Genomic DNA, 12,752 nt, shown 5'->3' with positions numbered 1-12,752 from the left:
AGCACAAATCATGATGGTTCCTTCTTCACCGCTCGGAACGACTGGTAACCCCCGCCAGTGTTGAAAGATTTTTTTCGCGGGAAAACACCGCCGTTGTAGACAACGAAATATGCCCTGTCCGCATCGCTTTCCGTGGCGGTCCACCAGTAGATCACCGATGAATGCGGGTTCCAGAGCGGGGTCTCTTTATCCGGCGCGGCCCTGTAGGATGCCCGCTTAAGTTCCGGGTTCCAGACTCCGCCTGCGTTCTCTCCGTGCCTGACCAGCGAGCGCACCGCCTCCTCCACGGTCGGCAGGCGCCAAATGTTGAGCTCTTGGGAGGAAAGGGTCAGCCCATCTTCGGAGAGATGAGCGCAGATTTCACGAGCTTCGCGCCAGCTGGCACTTTTCGCCGGCCAGCCTGGACCCTGGGGCGCCCAGATGAGGCGCACTCCGTTTCCTTCCACGAGTCTGGCGCCGAAGTTCCCGTCGTTGACGCGGTGGGCCACACGGATGGCGTCGGGGAGGCCAAAGGCGACGAGAACCAGCATCGGAGCAAGTACGCAGAGCATGGCGGCTGGGCGCTTATTTTCGATGCGGCCAAACCAGCAAGCGGCGCAAAGCACAATGACGGGCGCGGCGATCAGTTGGCGTCCGGCCGGTGTTTGGAAGAAAAAGAGCGCGCCGATTCCGACCGCCAGGCAGACCGCGCTGGTAATGCGCGGGTAGAAGACGGACAGCAGACCCAGGAAAAGGAAGGCAAACATAGGACCTAGGTAAGCCAGCGAAAGGACGATGTTCTTGGGCAGGCTGTCGTAATACCACCCTTCGTGGAAGGTTTCCTTAATGCCCCAGAACGCCCAGAAGCAGGTCAGCGAGACCATCGCAGCCAGCGTCAGCCAACCAGCGCAGGTCCTTGCTTTGGATGCGGCTGGGTTCATGGGTGACTGTCCTCTCGCTGCCTGAGAAGGATCAGTTCGGAGCCGCTCATCATCATGGCGTCTTTCCCGCCGAATTTCGAGCCGCTAGTATGAAACCCCCCTACTAGCCGTTGGTCGCTTAGGTTTACAAGAAGCTGTATCGATTTTCTAACGATGCCCTCCGCCCCAATAACGGCTCCCTTTAAGTCGGCGGAGATCACATTCTTGGGGTTTCCAAGCCAAACGAGAATCCTGTTATTCATGCTTACCCGCCCGTTTTCCACAACCGCCTCGCCGATTCTCCCGGACACATTCCCATCGAGAGATATCTCGATTTCAATGGGGAGCTCCTTCTGCTTGCACCAGGCAACAATGATATTGGCGCTCCCCTTCCAGCTACCGACCATGTCAACCGGAACCTCCGCGAATGCCGCAGGAAGTTGGGATGAGACAAACATGGCCAGCATGGGTAACAGGAAGTTCTTTGCGGCTATTCGGCACATGTTAGTTATCCTAAAAATAGGGACAAAGCAGGGTCTCCGAAGGGCGTTACCTTCGCCGGCGCTTGGGCCTGACTATCGAGGAGTTTAGCAAAACCACAGGCCTCAGTCACGGGCGCGATCAGCCAGATCATCCCGCAACTAAAGGGCCGGCTTGGGGAGGTATTCCCGGAAACGAAGGGAGACCCCTACGATTTTCTCTATCCCAGGAACACCTTCGGCGGCTGGATGAAGAACTTCCGCGCGCGGCACGGATTGCTACAGAACGAGGTCGCAAAGGCGATAGGGGTCTCGACCGAGACCATCCGGCGCTACCAGGACAACGAATGCAAGCCCGGTAAGCGGAACCTTCCCAAGCTCAGAGCCTTTCTTGGATTGAGCGGAGAGCTGGACCGATACTTTAAATGAGCGCAACTGATCACGCGTTGATCGCCCGTTCAGCCTCGCGCAAGGCGTCGATCATGTCCTCGAAACGCGGCGACGGCGACAGGAACATGGGCTCCATCGCCGCATAGTCGCGGCGCAACTCCGCCAGGCGCCCATCACCTGGAATGAGCCGCAGCGTTCCCGGCACGGCCGTATCATAGTGCGCCCAACTCGATCCGAAGAACTTGCTCTTGTGGGCGCGCACCCGCTCCAGCAAATCGAGACGGGTCGCCATCGCTCGTCCCGCGGGAAGCCGCCACAAAGCCGCGAAGTCGGAGTAATGCCGCGCAAAGCGGTCGCGCAGCGGCTGCGCCGGCGGCCGGTGATATTCAGCATGCAAAATGGTGGCTTTTTCCCAGAACGTGCGCTCGATTTCCAGCGCCACGACTTCGGCGCTGAAATCCAAGAACGCTTCCGGCACGATCTCCGCGACGAGCGGCTTGATCGGATGCTTGCCCGTAGGCCGTTGGTCCGTCAGCGAGCCGAACTCAATCTTCACCACTGGAGCGATGTAGGAGCCCGGCGGAACCGCTTGCGGGTAGGGGAATAAAATTATGTTATGGGCGAGCGGTTCACGGCGTCGAACTCGAAGTTCAACCAACGGCCGCCTCCAGCTCGGGCAGGAATCGCCTACGCACCGCCTCGGCGCAGTCGGCTTCGAGACGCTTCACGCGTTTGCGGCGCTGCTCGACGGAAGGCGCGTCCTCGAGCTCGGCTTCCTTCCATCCCAGTGATGCGGGGCTGAGACCGAGATCGATGTCCTCGGAGAAGCGATTGATCGCGCCAAAGACCTTGGAAAGCGACGTGCCCCCTTTGAAGACGCAATCCGCGCCGAGCTTCGGCGCCGAAAAAACGCGCCCCAAAAGCCAGCAGACCCAGAAATCTTTCTCCACAATGAAGCCGGGCACGCCTTTCCGCTCCGAATAGGTCCGCCAGTAGAGCGCCCGCTCTTTGGCGGGCAGCGAAGCGAGCGACTTCATCAAGCCTTATCCTTTCCAGCGATCAGGCAGAAATACGGATGCATCCAAGCCGGGGCAAGAAGGATGTCCTCCAGCAGTTGGCGGCGGTCCTTCGGCGAGAGCAATCTGCGCAGAGGAGCCACTCTCTCAGGGGAGATGTTGGCCTTGCCGATGAAGCGCAACCCCGCGATCACTAGGCCGGTCGTCCGTCCCGCGGCGGCCATCATACGCGGCGAGGCGCGGCGCAGTTCGACGACTTGCCGTCCAAAACGGATCTTGCGCGGCTTGCCGTCGGTCAGGAAGACCACGCGCGCAGGCACCTGCGCGGAGAGGCGGAGCAAGTTGGCCGCGTAGCCGCCGAACGGCTGCAAACGCACGCGGTCGCGCGCGGCCAGCGCCTTGGCGACGGCCTCGACGGGCGGCGCGATCTCGCCCAGCACAGGATGCCGCCGGGGCCGATGATAAAGCCCGCGGGCCAGCCGCCGCAGGGCGCCGACTCGAGCGAGGCGGGAAAGCGCCTGGTCCACGGCCGCGCGCGTATCGAGATCGAGGAATTGCCCCGCGTAAAACACGGTATCGGCGGGGGCTTGGCGCACCCGCCGCTCAATCCGTTGCGGCGTGCTGTTATCGGATTTAGGTCTAGCCATTACGTCAGATAATATAGCTCCTTTTTCTGACATAATCAATACGTCCGGGCTTAGCGCTGGGTGCCGCGGTGATCACCGAAAAGCACCAGCGGGTTCGCCGTTTATATCAACTAAATGAACAACGGTAATTCGATTTCCTAACAGCCTAAAGCTATACTAGACACGTGAGTAAACATGCATGTGGTGTGGCCGTTCTCCTGACAATCGCGTTCACTGTGTGCGGCGTCATGTTCTACCGCCGCTACGTCGCGCTCTCCACTCCGCCGACGGTGCGCCTTGCAGACGGGGCGGTGTATCCCGAAATGCCGGCCGACGGGACACATCGCTACCTGCGACTCCCGTTGGACCACCACGACCCGACTAAAGGCGCCTTTACTGGCTTCTACATCCTAAGCCCACGGTTCGCGCCTGCCCGCGACGTCGTATTCGTGTTGACCGATGGGCAGCAGGAGTTGGTCGATACTCGACCCGACATGGAATGGTTCACCGACAGACTGGGGAACCTGCCGTACGTCCTCATTGGCAGCCGAGGCCACGCGCCCACGCTCCTGCCCGAAGTCTACAGAAAGGACGGCGCCCTCAATTACGCAGCGGCGATTAACCTGTACGGCTCGGCGCAGCGGGTGGAGGACATCGAGTCCGTTCGACGCGCCATGGAAGCGAAGGGATTGCTGCCACCGGGTGGAAAAATCGACCTCTATGGTGGATCGGGCGGAGGCTTCCTGGTCCAGCAGTACCTGGCGAAGTATGGACGGAACGTGCGCCGCGCGCTGATCGAGTCGAGCGGTGCACCGGATTTGGCGTATAAGCACGGAACAAGCTTTTCGCGAGGTCTGGCGGAGTCGGACCCGCGTGCGGCGGAGCTCTTCTCGCGCATTGTCGCCAGTCGGGGCAACGCTCCCGCTCTCGCCTTCTTGCTGGGGCGGCTGGCGCAGGAACGCCTGGACGGGCAGGAGCTGGTTCGGAGCCTTCTCGAAGACCTTGTTGCGGAGTCCTTCCGGGGGCGGCTGCGACGGTTCCACTACGCGCTGGCGCCTGGCCGGAATTGGATGCTGGTGCGACACCTTATGAGGCTCCCCGCTGAGGACGCCGTCAAGGTGCGCATGTACGAGCTCCTTGGCGCCGACTTGGGACGATATGCCTCCGGATCGCCGCGTCAGGACAATCTAATGTACGAGTGGTGCCTCGAAATATTGGATGACTTCATCAAGGCGGGTTCGGCCGGAGTCATCACGCCGCCGGCAATCTCGCTCGACCGGTCGACCTTCGCTGGAGAAGTCCTTGTCTTCGCGGGCGCACGGGATTCCGTCTTCGGCCCGGAGAGGGGGCTGTGGATCAGCGGCGCTTACCCGCATTCTCGTTTTGCACTCTTCGACGACGTTCATCGGTTGGGCCGGTATCCGGACTATTACCGCCGGTTCCGCGAAGCTTTCTTCACCCATGGGCTGGCCTCGCCCGCAGTAGAGATGTTCTTCCAAGACAAACGCCAAGTCAGACGCTAGTCCGCTGTCGTCCGACAGAGGATTTTTTCACAGCTTCCCCTGCGGGGGCGGGTCGTTCTCCGATGGTGCACCCCACATGCCGACCTGCGGCAAAGACGGTACTGAATCGAGGAGGAGAGTCTGATGCAAACAAAGGACATTCCATGTCGAAGAAAGAAGCAAAGGGTTATTCGGTTGGAGGTCGAGTATGCCCCGACCTCCGAAATTCGGGCCGCCCATGCTCTTGCGATCCTGGTCGATCTTCTCGAGGAGGCGATCGTCAAACGCCGCAAGGAGCAGCGCGGTGGGGAGTCCGGAGATGTTCCGAGTCCCATCAAGGGGGGCAGTTTGTACCTAGAGGGGAACACCGAAAAAGATAAATGAAACCCTGAGTCTTATTCAGACCCAGGGTTTCATGTTCCCCTTTTTAGAGCTGGGGTGACCGAGGGGACTTGAACCCCCGACCTCCTGGTTCACAGCCAGGCGCTCTAACCAGTTGAGCTACGGCCACCGCTATTGCAAGTACTAAGCGGCGCAGTCCCGCCAAAGGCGGGGCGGCCACCGTTAAAGAGATTATATCAATTTCGCCCCACTTCCCGGAGTAGGTCCTTTGACCTAGAGGGGATTGGGCCCTGCGACCCTTACGAAGCCCCGGCCCCGGCTGATACACTATGGAACCCAATGGAAACTTCGCGGCGGATGGCGCTGGCCTTGATCGCGGTCCTGGCGGCTTCCCCGCTTCAGGCGGCCCGTCGGGCCCCGCGCCGGGCGGCTAAAGGCCGGGCGCGCCTGGCGAAATCGCTTAAACCTGCTCCTGCGGACCTCTCTCAAGCCCATGTCCGCAAGGGCCTCGATGGGCTCGACCAGGGGGACTACACCTTGGCCATCGGGGAGTTCAAGTCCGCGCTCAGGCTCAAGCCCTCGAGCGCGTCCTACTTCCTCCTGGGCTATTCCTACTATCAGCGCGGCTTCGCGGGGGGAAAACCGGAGACCGCAGACCAGGAGGACGCCAGGCTCACCGTCGCCGCATACGGCAAGGCCCTGGTCCTGGATCCGGGACTCGACTCTTTGCAGCAGCCCTACCAGCTCTACTATGGCCTGGCCCTCTGCCACGAGGCCCTGGGGCAGTACGAGAAAGCCATCGAGGCCTACCGCAAGGCCTTCATGATGGCCCCCAACAAGCCCATGATCCCGCTTTACGCCGCGCGACTGCGCTACAAGACGGGCGAGATCGCCAAGTCGAGCTCGAACCTGCGCATCAGCCTCGAGCGCGCCAGGCTTCTGGGCAAGCAAAGCGAGCTCATCGAGATGATCAAGACCGATCCTGCTTTCTCCGTGATGCTGCAAAGCCCGGCCCATCAGGAGGTGCTAAAGGAATACGAGGCTCCCAAAACCGCCGAACCTGGCAAGACCTTGGTCGCCCAAAACGGCCAAAAGCCAGCCTTGGGACCGGACCTGAAGGACTCCGTGCGCGATGCCCGCGAGGAGCCGACCAAGGCCGCCCTGCGCGCGCAGGATCAGGCCGTGGCGGGCGAACTCCAGGCCGCCAACGCGGAGTACCGCTTCGTTCACTTCAGGCAGGCCCTGGCCGGCTACGAGAAGACCCTCGAGCTGCAGCGCGGCTCCGGAATACTCAGCCCAAGCCAGGTCGCCTTCGTCTACGAGAGGATGGGGACTTGCCGCAACAAGCTCGGCCTGTCCGAGGCAGCCATAAAGGACTTGAACCGCTCCATACAGGAGCTACCCATCAACGCCTCGGCCCACTACCAGTTGGCCCTGGCCTACTCGGTGCTCGGCCGCTACAACGACTCGATGCGCGCCTTGAGCCAAGCCTTCAAGAGCTCGGTCTCCTCAAGCGAGCTCAGAAAATACATGCTGCTGGCCCGAACCGACGCGGAACTCGAGCCCGTCCGGGACCTGCCTGGGTTCAACAGCGTCCTGACGGGCTACCGCCAGGGTCTGCGCGCCTCCCGCTAAAACCGTTCCGGGCCAATATGTTATGCTCGGGGAATGCCTTTCACCAAGAGAGACGCCCCCGATTGCCGGTGGTGTCCCCACAGGAAAAACTGCCTTTACGAGCTCCTCGGCGATAAGCCGGCCAGGAACGCCTGGCGCCGGATGCGCCTGGCCCACCGCTTCAAGGCCGGCCAGCCCATCTTTCACGAGGGGGCCGGCCCCCAAGGCGTCTTCGTGGTCTGCTCGGGAAATGTCAAGATCTTCAAATCCAGCAGGACGGGGCAGCAACTCATCACGCGCATCGAATCTCCCGGGGACCTCCTGGGCCACGTGACCTTGCTCGCCCGCGAGGGCCCCTACACCGGAACCGCGGAGGCCTTGAACGAAAGCGTCGTCTGCGCGGTCGAAGAGCCGACCTTCCGCGATTTTCTTTCGCGCTTCCCCCAAGCCTCCATGGCCCTCCTGCGCGAACTCGCCCGGGACGTGCGCCGGGGGGAGAACAAGGCCCGAGACATCGCCTTCAAGCCGGCCAAGGGCCGCATGGCGGACATCTTGCTGCGCATGGGAAAGCCGGGCAGGCCCTGCGCCGTGGTGGGGGGGATCAAGCGCAAGGACTTGGCCGAGATGGCGGGCCTCACCGTGGAGACGGCGGTGCGCCTGCTCAGGGCCTTCGAGCTCAAGGGCATCATCGGCAAGAGGCGAAAAGACCTCCTCCTCCTCGATGAGTCCCGGCTCAAGCTGATCGCGGGCGCGGCCAATTAAACCCCAGGTAGGTCCATAGGGCAATATTTATAGGCCCTTTGTTTGGACCTGAGGTCCTACCCCAAGTACCCCAAAGGACCCTGACGGCATTCCCATTTTCAGCCAATACTTCATGAACCTATTTTAACATTGGCGGCTATCGGAGACAACGATGAACATCCAAAGATCGAAATTCTCAGGGATCTTTTTGTTTTTTTCTCTTTTTTACGCTGCCTCGGGGTTTTACTCACGATCCAGCTTCGCTGCCAACAATGTAAAAAGCCGGGGAACTGCCGCTCCTCCCGTCGTTGTTCCCCTGAGAGGAAATATTTCGGTTAATACTGGCAAACCCTCCACGTTCTCTTCCGAAACCGGCGACACGGAACCTATGAAGGAAATAAGGACTGGCATCGAACGGAAAACAACACCAAAACCTAAAACTGTCCACGTGCCGCAAGCGGCCATTCGTAACAGTCCTACCACGGGCAGAAGAGGCCAGATTGACCGAACCGAATGGCGGCCATCGAGAAATAATGCAGGGGATCATCGCGGTTTGAGAGCCGTTCGTGCGGCCGAGCGGGCCGAGCTTGCCGCAGTCGAGGAGTCTCTCCAATTCCTTCAATCTCCTGACGCCGGTAAAGGCGCTGTAACACAAGGTTTTCGCCGACTTTATGATGGAAGCCTGGCAGTAGAGAAATCGGATGAATTCAAGCGACAAAACGCGGCGTTTCCCTCGAATAGAGCCGCCTCTCGGTTTCGGCTTTCCAGGCCAGGCCGAAGAGCGAGAGGGGACATTTTGGAAGCCGCGAGTTCCATTGTTCCATTGACAAGCAACGGCCGTTCTACGAGGCTTGATTTTAGGAATCCGTTTACCGATAATCCAAGGGCCCCGAAGTCTTCGCGAGGACCGCTCAATGATGAAGTGGCTTTGCTGAAATACGCCGCAGCCAATTTCGCCAACGGCTTAACGGCGTTAAGCGACGATATGACCCTCATGGATCGGTTGAAAATGATGCCACCTCCCTTGGAAAGCAGATTGATGACATTGGCGGACAACCTGGATCCGATCAGGAATGCCAGAGATGGGCAGTACACGACCACAATAAAGGCATTTGAAAAATTGATCTTCGCGGTTTTAAATCGTATTACGCAAACTTCGTCATCCCACAGGCCAGATAAGGTCCAAGAGTTGATGGATAAGCTGTCCGGAGCGCTGATGGGCCTCTCTCAGGGAACTTTCAAAAATTCCGTTGAATTTATTTCAGCCGCGGAAAAGAAATTGGCTGCCGTGCAATACGAGGAAAGCTCCATAGCAGCCAAGTTCGTCGGCGCGATCGGGTTTTCTTTAATCATGCTGTCGGCCTTTGACGCCCTTTCAAATCTGATATTCGCGCCGTTGCCGACAGCCTTCAGATGGAGCCTGCTCACGACAACGCATGTCACAGGCTCGTGGCTGGCCCAGGCCCTTCCCTGGGCTCTCGTGAACGTTGGATTGACCTTTATTTCTCTATTGAATAAAGAGAGGTACCATAAGTTTTTCAGCCCGATTAACGACATCCCGCCCCTGGTTCTTTATCCCTTGCTGCCTCTCATGGCTTGGCTCGAGGAGCTCATTTTCAGGTTGGGCTTGATGGGAGGAACTCTCTGGCTCCTAACGGGGATGCTGTCCACGCCCATGCTGCCCGCCACGCTTCTGGCCAGCGTCTTTAGCTCCATCATTTTCGCGAGAGTGCACGGCTATGGCCCTTCAATGCCGCGTTTTATTGGAGGAATGCTATTCGGGTATGTCGCTCTAACACAGGGATACCTCATGGCTTCACTAGTCCACACCTTGAGCAACGCCATACTAATTACACTTTCCACCGTTACCTCGACAGTCCAAAAGCTTGCCGCGCGAAATGTTCCGACACGAACGGTAGAACGAAAGATCAGTTAATTCAAGTCCCGAACAGCCTGTCTCCAGCATCGCCCAGACCCGGCACGATGTAGCCGGACTTGTTGAGCTGGGAGTCGACGGCCGCGGTGTAGATGGGAACGTCGGGGTGGACCTCCTGCACGCGCCTGACCCCGGCCTTGGCGGCGAGCACGGTGACCAAGGCGATCTGCCGGGCTCCGTCGGTCTTCAAGATGCGCAAAGCCTCCACGGCCGAGCCCCCGGTGGCGAGCATGGGATCACAGAGAATAACGAAGGAATCGCTGATCTCCCGAGGCAGGCGGACGTAGTAGCGCACGGGATTTAAGGTCGCCTCGTTGCGGTAAAGCCCGACATGGCCGATGCGCGCGTCCGGGACCAAGTTCAAGAGCCCGGGCAGCAGCCCCAGCCCAGCCCGCAGCACGGCCACCAAGGCAATGGGCTGGTCAGAGTACTCTGCCGAGGCGCTGCGCAGGGGGGTCTGGACCATGGTTTTGCGGGTGCGCAGCCCGCGCAGTGCCTCGTAGCCGAGGATGGCCCCCATCTCGGCCATAAGCGCGCGGAATTCATGGGGCAAGGTGTGCTTGTCGCGCAGGCGGGCAAGCTTCTCACGGGCCAAGGGGTGCTCGCAGACCGTCAGCCGCGCCGTCATGACGGCACTCCGTTCATCTGAGTATCCTCCGTATCAAGGGACGGCGCTTGGGGCGCGACGCCCCAATCTCGAGGCCCGACAAAAAACGCTCGCGGGCCTTCTCGAGCTTGGCGTCGTCTCCTCCGTAGAGCCGGGCCACGGTCTCTCCGGAGCTCACGCGGTCCCCGACCTTCTTCTCCAAATAAATTCCCGCGCCATAGTCGAGCGTATCGTCCATCACTTGCCGGCCGGCCCCCAAGAGCACGGCCGCCTCGCCCACGCCGCGCGCATCCAGCCGCCGCACGTAGCCAGAGCGGGGCGCGGGCGCGGGCGAAGAAGCCGCGGCCTTGGGAAGAACGCCGAAATCATCGGCCACCCGGGGGTCGCCTCCCTGGGCACGGACCATGCGCCTAAACGCCTCGAGGGCGCGGCCGTCGCTCAAGCGGGCCTCGAGGACTCCGCGCGCCTCCTCGAGGCTCCGAGAGGCTCCGCCGAGATAGACCATCCAGCTTCCCAGGGCCAGAAGGCATTCCAAATAATCGGACGCGCCTTTGTCCCCGCGCAAAACCTCGACGGCCTGGCGGATCTCGAGGGCGTTGCCGATAGAACGCCCCAGGGGCTGCTCCATGTCCGTCAAAAGGGCCACGGTCTTGATTCCCAAAAGCTTGGCCGTGGCGACCAAGGCCTTGGCCAGGCCCTGAGCCTCTCCAGGATCCTTGAAAATCGCGCCAGAGCCGAACTTCACGTCGAGGACCAAGGCGTCTAAATCCTCGGCGGCCTTCTTCGAGAGTATGCTCGAGACGATCAAGGGCAGGCAGGGGATGGTGGCCGTGACGTCGCGCAAATGGTAGAGCTTGCGGTCGGCGGGGGCCAAATCCTCGCTTTGGCCGAACATGCAGACTCCGATCTTGGAAACCTGCCGCTCGATCTCCGGCACGCTCAAGCGGACCTTGAAGCCCGGGATGGACTCTAGCTTGTCGAGGGTGCCTCCGGTATGCCCCAGTCCCCGGCCGGACATCATGGGAACGGCCAGACCCGCCGAGGCCAGAAGAGGGGCCAAAGCGATGGAGACGCCGTCTCCGACGCCGCCCGTCGAATGCTTGTCCACGGCCGGAGCGCTGAGACGGCCAAGGTCGAGCCGGCGGCCGGAGGCCGCCATTTCCCAAGTCAGGGCCACTGCCTCGGCCCGGCTCATGCCCCTGCAGCACACGGCCATGAGCCAGGCCGAAAGCTGGTAGTCGGGAGCCGAGCCCCGCGCCGCGGCCTCGGCGATGAAGCGGAGCTCCTCGGCGCCGTGGCGCCCGCCGTCGCGCTTCTTGGCGATGAGATCGAGCAGCCTCATCGCGAGGGGAGGCTTTTTAGGAGCTCTTCAATGACAGGGGCCAGTTTCCCGGACATCTTTTGCCCCAAAGCCAGCACCTCGGGATGGCTCAGCGCCGAGGCCGTGAGACCGCTGGCCATGTTGGAGACCCAGCACAAGGCCAGGACCTTGACGCCTTGCTGGCGGGCCACAAGAACCTCGGGGACCACGGACATGCCCACCACGTCGGCGCCGAACCTGCGGAAGGCGCGGATCTCGGCCGGGGTCTCATAGGACGGCCCGCTTACAGCCAGGTAGATCCCTTCCCGAGCCGGGATTTTTCTTTTGCGGCACGCGGCCATGGCCCGGCGGCGCAGGGCGAAGTCGTAGGCGTCGGCCAGATCCGGGAACATCTCGCCGAAGGGAGCCTGGTGGAAGCCGCGCAAGGGGTTAGCACCCATCAAATTGATATGGTCCTTGAGCACGGCCAAATGGCCCGGCTTGAGCGCGGGACGCACCGAGCCCACAGCCGAGGTCAGGATCAAGGTCTTGAGCCCCAAACTCGCCAGGACCCGCACCGGAAGGGCGACGGCTGCCATGGAGTGGCCCTCGTAATAATGGAAGCGGCCTTGGAGGACCGCGACCTGGGAGCCGCGATAGCGCCCAAGGATGAGCTTGCCCTCGTGCCCGGCCACGGTGGCCCGCGGAAATCCCGGGATTTCCGAACAGGAAATGGCGCGGGACTCCTCGAGGGGAGGAACGGCGCTCGAGAGGCCGCTGCCCAGGATCACTCCCGCGACGGGGCCGGCTCCGGGAGAAAGCGCCAGTATGCGCTCGCGCGCTGCGCGGATCTGCTCGAGGTATTTGTCGGCGTCCATAACTGCGCGATTACTCTAGCAAATTTGACTTGACGATTCGGGGCCGGATATGGATAAATGAAGCCCATGCAGATCCAGAATCAAGGCGATTGCGCGCGGAAAAAATCGAAATTCTGGAGAGCCTTCCTGGCCCTCGATGTGGCCTTGATCGGGGTTTTCGTGGGGGCCATCGGCTTGCAGGCCTACCGGCATTGGGGGACCGGCCGGACGCCGGAGCCCCAGGCCGCGCCGGAGGAACTCAAGGACAGCGTAAGCGCCTCTCCCGCCCCAACGGTTCCCACCACCAAGACCGCGCCCAAAGCCCAGGCCAAGCGCAGGAAAGCCCCGGCCCGCGCCCAAGCCCGTCCAGTCAAAAGCCGCGTAAAGAAGCAGCTCCTGCCCAAACCGAGCCTACGCAAGAAGGCTTGAGCCCCCAAGTTGCG

General features: G+C 61.2%; 13 protein-coding genes, 1 tRNA gene and 1 pseudogene. 7 read left to right on the top strand and 8 right to left on the bottom strand.

Annotated features, from left to right (window positions below; all coding sequences use genetic code 11):
- Positions 1–8 precede the first annotated feature (8 nt).
- Together HY921_10165 and HY921_10160 are read right to left on the bottom strand one after the other, a co-directional pair.
- Positions 9–920 (bottom strand): DUF1566 domain-containing protein, encoded by a 912-nt coding sequence (locus HY921_10165; protein MBI5631232.1) that lies wholly within the window; start codon positions 918–920, stop codon positions 9–11.
- Positions 917–1,402, bottom strand: coding sequence for a hypothetical protein (locus HY921_10160; GenBank protein MBI5631231.1), 486 nt, complete (start codon positions 1,400–1,402; stop codon positions 917–919). Before HY921_10160 ends, HY921_10165 begins: the two co-directional genes overlap by 4 nt.
- A gap of 225 nt (positions 1,403–1,627) precedes the next feature.
- Here HY921_10160 and HY921_10155 point away from each other — a divergent pair, with 225 nt between their 5' ends.
- On the top strand, positions 1,628–1,807 hold the full coding sequence (locus HY921_10155; GenBank protein ID MBI5631230.1) for a helix-turn-helix transcriptional regulator: 180 nt from the start codon (positions 1,628–1,630) through the stop codon (positions 1,805–1,807).
- A 10-nt stretch (positions 1,808–1,817) separates the two neighbouring features.
- Here HY921_10155 and HY921_10150 read toward each other — a convergent pair.
- Together HY921_10150 and HY921_10145 are read right to left on the bottom strand one after the other, a co-directional pair.
- Positions 1,818–2,805 (bottom strand): annotated as a pseudogene (locus HY921_10150) (nucleotidyl transferase AbiEii/AbiGii toxin family protein).
- On the bottom strand, positions 2,805–3,431 hold the full coding sequence (locus tag HY921_10145; GenBank protein ID MBI5631229.1) for a hypothetical protein: 627 nt from the start codon (positions 3,429–3,431) through the stop codon (positions 2,805–2,807). The pseudogene HY921_10150 and the gene HY921_10145 overlap by 1 nt, the downstream one beginning before the upstream one ends.
- 164 nt (positions 3,432–3,595) lie before the next feature.
- On the opposite strand from HY921_10145, the gene HY921_10140 reads away from it, so the two are divergent.
- On the top strand, positions 3,596–4,933 hold the full coding sequence (locus HY921_10140; GenBank protein MBI5631228.1) for a hypothetical protein: 1,338 nt from the start codon (positions 3,596–3,598) through the stop codon (positions 4,931–4,933).
- Between the two features lie 123 nt (positions 4,934–5,056).
- Entirely contained in the window at positions 5,057–5,296 is a 240-nt protein-coding gene (locus tag HY921_10135) for a hypothetical protein (protein ID MBI5631227.1), read from the top strand.
- A gap of 50 nt (positions 5,297–5,346) precedes the next feature.
- On the opposite strand, the gene HY921_10130 is transcribed toward HY921_10135, so the two are convergent.
- Positions 5,347–5,423: transfer RNA gene (locus HY921_10130), tRNA-His, on the bottom strand.
- Positions 5,424–5,593: 170 nt separating this feature from the next.
- On the opposite strand from HY921_10130, the gene HY921_10125 reads away from it, so the two are divergent.
- From HY921_10125 to HY921_10115, 3 genes are all read left to right on the top strand, one after another.
- Positions 5,594–6,889: a tetratricopeptide repeat protein gene (locus tag HY921_10125; GenBank protein MBI5631226.1), complete on the top strand. Its 1,296-nt coding sequence runs from the start codon at positions 5,594–5,596 to the stop codon at positions 6,887–6,889.
- Positions 6,890–6,922: 33 nt separating this feature from the next.
- A complete protein-coding gene (locus tag HY921_10120; GenBank protein ID MBI5631225.1) occupies positions 6,923–7,630 on the top strand; it encodes a Crp/Fnr family transcriptional regulator in 708 nt (235 codons plus the stop codon).
- A 151-nt stretch (positions 7,631–7,781) separates the two neighbouring features.
- Positions 7,782–9,545 carry a CPBP family intramembrane metalloprotease gene (locus HY921_10115; GenBank protein ID MBI5631224.1) on the top strand — a complete coding sequence of 588 codons (1,764 nt, stop codon included), beginning with the start codon at positions 7,782–7,784 and terminating at the stop codon, positions 9,543–9,545.
- A 1-nt stretch (position 9,546) separates the two neighbouring features.
- Here HY921_10115 and upp read toward each other — a convergent pair whose 3' ends face one another.
- The 3 genes from upp to HY921_10100 are packed head-to-tail and all read right to left on the bottom strand — an operon-like array spanning position 9,547 to position 12,330.
- Entirely contained in the window at positions 9,547–10,173 is a 627-nt protein-coding gene (gene upp, locus HY921_10110) for a uracil phosphoribosyltransferase (protein ID MBI5631223.1), read from the bottom strand.
- 13 nt (positions 10,174–10,186) lie between these two features.
- Positions 10,187–11,494: a thymidine phosphorylase gene (locus HY921_10105; GenBank protein ID MBI5631222.1), complete on the bottom strand. Its 1,308-nt coding sequence runs from the start codon at positions 11,492–11,494 to the stop codon at positions 10,187–10,189.
- Positions 11,491–12,330 carry a purine-nucleoside phosphorylase gene (locus HY921_10100; GenBank protein ID MBI5631221.1) on the bottom strand — a complete coding sequence of 280 codons (840 nt, stop codon included), beginning with the start codon at positions 12,328–12,330 and terminating at the stop codon, positions 11,491–11,493. Before HY921_10100 ends, HY921_10105 begins: the two co-directional genes overlap by 4 nt.
- 57 nt (positions 12,331–12,387) lie before the next feature.
- Between HY921_10100 and HY921_10095 the strand changes: the two genes are divergently transcribed.
- A complete protein-coding gene (locus HY921_10095) occupies positions 12,388–12,738 on the top strand; it encodes a hypothetical protein (GenBank protein ID MBI5631220.1) in 351 nt (116 codons plus the stop codon).
- Positions 12,739–12,752: the final 14 nt, after the last annotated feature.

This window comes from Elusimicrobiota bacterium (assembly GCA_016218575.1).
Lineage (GTDB): Bacteria > Elusimicrobiota > Elusimicrobia > UBA1565 > UBA9628 > JACRDN01.
The sequence above is the reverse complement of the archived record's forward strand: the minus strand, read 5'-3'. Positions and strand labels throughout refer to the sequence as shown.

Coding starts and splice junctions, on each gene's coding strand:
- HY921_10145 (MBI5631229.1), bottom strand. CDS start 3,431: ATGGCTAGACCTAAATCCGATAACAGCACGCCGCAACGGATTGAGCGG.
- HY921_10125 (MBI5631226.1), top strand. CDS start 5,594: ATGGAAACTTCGCGGCGGATGGCGCTGGCCTTGATCGCGGTCCTGGCG.
- HY921_10105 (MBI5631222.1), bottom strand. CDS start 11,494: ATGAGGCTGCTCGATCTCATCGCCAAGAAGCGCGACGGCGGGCGCCAC.
- HY921_10100 (MBI5631221.1), bottom strand. CDS start 12,330: ATGGACGCCGACAAATACCTCGAGCAGATCCGCGCAGCGCGCGAGCGC.
- HY921_10165 (MBI5631232.1), bottom strand. CDS start 920: ATGAACCCAGCCGCATCCAAAGCAAGGACCTGCGCTGGTTGGCTGACG.
- HY921_10120 (MBI5631225.1), top strand. CDS start 6,923: ATGCCTTTCACCAAGAGAGACGCCCCCGATTGCCGGTGGTGTCCCCAC.
- HY921_10135 (MBI5631227.1), top strand. CDS start 5,057: ATGCAAACAAAGGACATTCCATGTCGAAGAAAGAAGCAAAGGGTTATT.
- HY921_10115 (MBI5631224.1), top strand. CDS start 7,782: ATGAACATCCAAAGATCGAAATTCTCAGGGATCTTTTTGTTTTTTTCT.
- HY921_10155 (MBI5631230.1), top strand. CDS start 1,628: ATGAAGAACTTCCGCGCGCGGCACGGATTGCTACAGAACGAGGTCGCA.
- upp (MBI5631223.1), bottom strand. CDS start 10,173: ATGACGGCGCGGCTGACGGTCTGCGAGCACCCCTTGGCCCGTGAGAAG.
- HY921_10095 (MBI5631220.1), top strand. CDS start 12,388: ATGAAGCCCATGCAGATCCAGAATCAAGGCGATTGCGCGCGGAAAAAA.
- HY921_10160 (MBI5631231.1), bottom strand. CDS start 1,402: ATGTGCCGAATAGCCGCAAAGAACTTCCTGTTACCCATGCTGGCCATG.